Source organism: Vibrio sp. 378 (genome assembly GCF_033339435.1).
In genome coordinates this window covers 1-587 of the sequence record NZ_JAWOUO010000854.1, presented here as the reverse complement: position 1 = coordinate 587, position 587 = coordinate 1, and the positions used below count along the sequence as shown (strand labels likewise).

Annotated in this window: 1 protein-coding gene; it reads right to left on the bottom strand. The window is 42.6% G+C overall.

Features of this window, described 5'->3' with window-relative positions; translation table 11 throughout:
- Window positions 1–90: 90 nt before the first annotated feature.
- On the bottom strand, window positions 91–546 hold the full coding sequence (locus R7Q48_RS29225) for an Lrp/AsnC family transcriptional regulator (protein ID WP_005463448.1): 456 nt from the start codon (window positions 544–546) through the stop codon (window positions 91–93).
- Window positions 547–587 lie beyond the last annotated feature (41 nt).

Sequence of the window (587 nt, the reverse complement as noted above, 5' to 3'; positions counted from 1 at the left end):
CGACTTACATGACACTCCTCAAGCAGCACATGCAATGATCTCAGCAGATTTAAATTGATGTTGTTTAACATTCTCGACCCACTTGATGCTTCACTTTACGAACTTGTTTCCGGTCGTATTAAAAAACTCGGTCAGAACCGTATGCGTCATCAAATGACGCAGTTCAGGAAAGCGTTGAATTTGGTCTCGAATTTCATTGAGCCGATTCATGTTAGGGACTTCCACAAATACCATCATGTCAGTTTCGCCGCTGATTGCATGGCACCATTTCACACCATCAATTTTATACAACTCATCAGCATAGGATTCACAGTAGTAAGATGATATGGATGTGTCGAATTTCAATGCGAAGTAGGCACAGATCGAATCCCCCTCTGGAGGCGCAATTTCAGCGTGATAACCTAAGATGACTTTGTCATTTTCTAACTTGCGAATACGAGCCGTGACGGCTGAGCGAGATAAATTGACCTTCTCCGCAATCTCGGTGACCGACAACCGCGCGTTATGCCGGAGGATATCAATGATCTTGTGATCAAATTTGTCCATAAATATACCAAGCTTCCCTTAATTTTCTTATTCTATACCGA